Genomic DNA, 3,530 nt, shown 5'->3' on the forward strand with positions numbered 1-3,530 from the left:
TTAATCCGAAACATCTCAAAAACTGGTTTACTAATTGCTGCTACTGTACCTCATAACATCCGGAAGTGCTGTATATAACCACTAAACGTATTGGGCCCAAGCCCAACTACGTCCGCGAATCTTTCTGAGAACCGCTATATATTGCAATACGGTTGACTTAAGAACAATCTGACTTTCAAGAAATGCGTGTATTGCCTATAAAATCCTGAGATTACATTCGTCAAAAAGCGTTAAGTTAACCGTATTGACTTATGAACAGCGTTCAATAAGATGCGTTACCCCTGGCTATAAAGGCTTCGCGAGCGGGCAAAAAGAAGGAAGAAGGAAGAAGGAAGTTGAGTGTGTAGGGTATGGAGTGTCCGACAAACTCCAATACAGTTGACTTAAGAACAATCTGATTTGAGAAAAATGCCTGTATTGCCTATAAACTCGCGCTCTGAAATTCGTCAAAAAGCGTTAAGTCAACCGTATTGCTAAAAACTCAACCTGCGCTTACAACACACCCTACAAACTGGACTAATGACGACGGACGTTCGATCATCGCGGGGACAGCAAAATATGACGACGGACGTTCGATCGCGGGGACAGTCAAACATGACGACGGACTACCCTTCGGCTTCGCGAGCTGACTAATGACTAATGACTAATTACCAATCTGGCGGCAAATTGTAATATTCGAGAGTTGATTTATCTGCAAGCAAATCTTTAGTTTGTCTGTCAATTTTAATCTCACCATCCGCTAAAACTAAAGCCCTTTGAGTCGTTTTACCGATCCAATTTAAGTTGTGAGAAGCGATCAAAATTACCTCGATCGGCAATTGGGACAAAACCTTAGCCAAGTGACGCCGCCACGAGGGATCTAGTCCGTTGGTCGGCTCGTCTAAGATTAAAATTGCCGGCTCTAATGCTAAAATTGCTGCCAAGGCTGCTAATCTTCTTTGACCTCCCGAAAGTTCGTGGGCCGAACGGTTGGCAAATTCTACTAAACCAAATTCGTCTAATAGTGATAAAGCTCGATCGCGCGCAACTCCCGGCGGCACTCCGTAATTGCGCGGCCCGAACATGACATCCTCTAAAATAGTCGGCATGAATAGCTGGTCGTTAGCATCTTGAAAGCAAAATCCAATCTGCCTGCGCGCTTGCGATAAAGTCGCCTCTTCCAACTTTTTTCCCTGCACTCTAATCTCGCCCGCTTGAGGCATTTTTAATCCGATTAAGTTTTCCAGCAAAGTGCTTTTACCAGCACCAGTCAGGCCGAGTAGAGCAACTCTTTCTCCCGGTTGCAAAGTAAAAGAAATTCCCCGCAATACTGGCTTTTGATCGGGATAGCCAAATACTAAGTTTTCTACTTCGATTGTTGGCACGGATTTTAGTCTACTCAAGTTTTATTTTCCTCTATTTTAGGATTAAGAGTGTTTAACCGCAGAGAGCGCAGAGGGCGCAGAGAGGGGAAGGGAGAAGGCAAAAGGTAGAGGAATGAATTAATCAATTACCAATTCTACTCGTTCACAGGCTCTGCCTGGGAACGCAGATCGGGAGGCTCTGCCTCCAATTTTCCTCCGCAAGAAGCCAGGCAGAGCCTCTGGATATGGATTCCCAGGCAGAGCCTGGGAACCAGTTAAAAGCCCAATGCCCAATTACGAATAACCGTAAGAAGCTATTGTTAATCCGGCTGCTATTACAATTGCTAGTGTCAGCCACAGTCGCTCTTTTGGTGTCGATTTTGAGTCGGCGGGCAAACTTCCTTGATATCCCCGAATTAGCATGGCTGCGTGTACTCTTTCTGCCCGATCGAGACTTCGCAAATAAAGCGCTCCGATCATGGAAGCACTGGCGTAGCGCAGCCATCCTCCGGTACCGGACAAGCCCCGGAGTTGGGCAGATATTTTCATGCGGTTGACTTCGGCCAGCAGGATTTCTAAGTATTGTCCTGTTAAAAGTACAATCTCTTGCAAACCTGCTGGTAGGGGTAATCCTTTGAGGGCGATTCCGAAACTGTGGGGTGGCAAAGTTAGCAAAAAACTGTTCATAATTAGCAGGCAAATTAGGGAACGTAGCAACAGAAAACTGGCGCGTTCCCAACCTTGGGGCAGCACTAATAAGGAGAGAAAAACCAATTCTGCTCCCAACAGTTGCGCTAGGGTTCGCACCGGAGCCCGGAGCCAAAACGACCAAAAAAGTGCGATCGCCCCATAAATTTCCAGCCACAGCCAAGCGCCTGTCTTCAGAAAACCCATGCCAATCACAATTGTGAGAGACACTCGCAATCGAAAAGGTATGGAGAGTTTAGACATCTTTAGGTTTTACCACCAACTGAGCAATCCCAAAAGCTGCGCCGAAGCTGAAGGCAGACCCTAAAAGTCCAGCAATGCTAGTACCAATAGGCTGTTCTTCTAATCCTTTAACTGTGTAATCTGCTAAAGGAGTGGGATTTTCGATCGCCACAGCTTCTTTATCTTTAAAGCCGTATTTTTCGGCTACCGCTTCTAACCCGTCAGGCCAACTTGATGCGAACAGTGAAAGCACCCCGGAAATTAATAAAACTCCGATTACTGGCACTACCCATTTCTGCAATTGTGGCTGTTCTCCCGGCAGTAAATCCGGCCGCACTTTGACGAGATAAGTTAAAACGCCGCCTGTAATTACCCCTTCGCCAATGCCAATTAAAATATGTACGCCTACCATTGCTGGCAATGCGATATTGAGCCCTACTGTTCCAGAAATTGCCAGTTCGATCGCCACACAAATCGAAGCAGCCACGACGCTGAGGCCAGCGGCGATGCCCGCGGCTAGGGGCAAACGATTTCTGGAACCTCCCAAAAGTTGCTGCAATGGCTGCAACAGCCACCAGCCCACCCAAATGCCAACTAGCCCCATGTTAAAAATATTGGCTCCCAGGGCGGTGATGCCCCCGTCGGCAAACAAGACGCTCTGAATTATAAAAACTGTGCTCATCGCTAAAGTTGCCGCCCAAGGGTTCCCCAAAACGACGGATGCCAGCGCTCCTCCCAACAAGTGGCCGCTGGTGCCGCCGGCTACGGGAAAGTTGATCATCTGGGCTGCAAATACGAAAGCTGTGGTTAAGCCCATGATTGGGGCTTGTCGGAGTCCAAGACTCGCGCGGGTTCGATTCAGGGCAACTGCAATTACTGCTGCACTTGCTATGCCGGTGGCAACGGCTACTGGCGGTGAAAGAAAACCATCAGGTATGTGCATTGATGTATCCCAAACAAGAGAACTTCCAGCCCTTTAGTCAACTATTTTTTACAAAAATTTACCATCCCCTGTGGGGGTATTTCTGCGATCGAGCGATCGGAGGATTTGCGGCGGGCGATCGCTTATGGGATATAGATTAGCGCCTCATCGGCAGAATTTTGAGGATGAGAAATTTTACATTAAATAATCCTGAAGAATTATTCGGATATTTTACCGACCACCCGCACCTTGATGCTTTTTGATAAGAATTATCAATATTTCTTTACAGATTCAACTCCAAACCGGCTTCATCCGTCCAGAAATAAAAAACCTGT

4 protein-coding genes are annotated in these 3,530 nt (G+C 47.0%); 1 reads left to right on the forward strand and 3 read right to left on the reverse strand.

Going from position 1 to position 3,530, the window contains the following annotated elements; all coding sequences use genetic code 11:
• Positions 1-647: 647 nt before the first annotated feature.
• From QUB08_RS19900 to QUB08_RS19910, 3 genes are all read right to left on the reverse strand, one after another.
• Positions 648-1,382, reverse strand: coding sequence for an ABC transporter ATP-binding protein (locus QUB08_RS19900; protein WP_333226391.1), 735 nt, complete (start codon positions 1,380-1,382; stop codon positions 648-650).
• Between the two features lie 255 nt (positions 1,383-1,637).
• On the reverse strand, positions 1,638-2,294 hold the full coding sequence (locus tag QUB08_RS19905) for an energy-coupling factor transporter transmembrane component T (RefSeq protein ID WP_333226393.1): 657 nt from the start codon (positions 2,292-2,294) through the stop codon (positions 1,638-1,640).
• Entirely contained in the window at positions 2,287-3,216 is a 930-nt protein-coding gene (locus QUB08_RS19910; protein WP_333226395.1) for an energy-coupling factor ABC transporter permease, read from the reverse strand. Before QUB08_RS19910 ends, QUB08_RS19905 begins: the two co-directional genes overlap by 8 nt.
• 2 nt (positions 3,217-3,218) lie before the next feature.
• Here QUB08_RS19910 and QUB08_RS19915 point away from each other — a divergent pair, with 2 nt between their 5' ends.
• Positions 3,219-3,356 carry a hypothetical protein gene (locus QUB08_RS19915; protein WP_333226397.1) on the forward strand — a complete coding sequence of 46 codons (138 nt, stop codon included), beginning with the start codon at positions 3,219-3,221 and terminating at the stop codon, positions 3,354-3,356.
• Positions 3,357-3,530 lie beyond the last annotated feature (174 nt).

The sequence above is a fragment of the Microcoleus sp. BR0-C5 genome (assembly GCF_036705045.1).
Lineage (GTDB): Bacteria > Cyanobacteriota > Cyanobacteriia > Cyanobacteriales > Microcoleaceae > Microcoleus.

Excerpts from the sequence above, each read along its gene's own strand:
- QUB08_RS19915 (WP_333226397.1), top strand. The coding sequence starts at position 3,219 with ATGTATCCCAAACAAGAGAACTTCCAGCCCTTTAGTCAACTATTTTTT.
- QUB08_RS19905 (WP_333226393.1), bottom strand. The coding sequence starts at position 2,294 with ATGTCTAAACTCTCCATACCTTTTCGATTGCGAGTGTCTCTCACAATT.
- QUB08_RS19910 (WP_333226395.1), bottom strand. The coding sequence starts at position 3,216 with ATGCACATACCTGATGGTTTTCTTTCACCGCCAGTAGCCGTTGCCACC.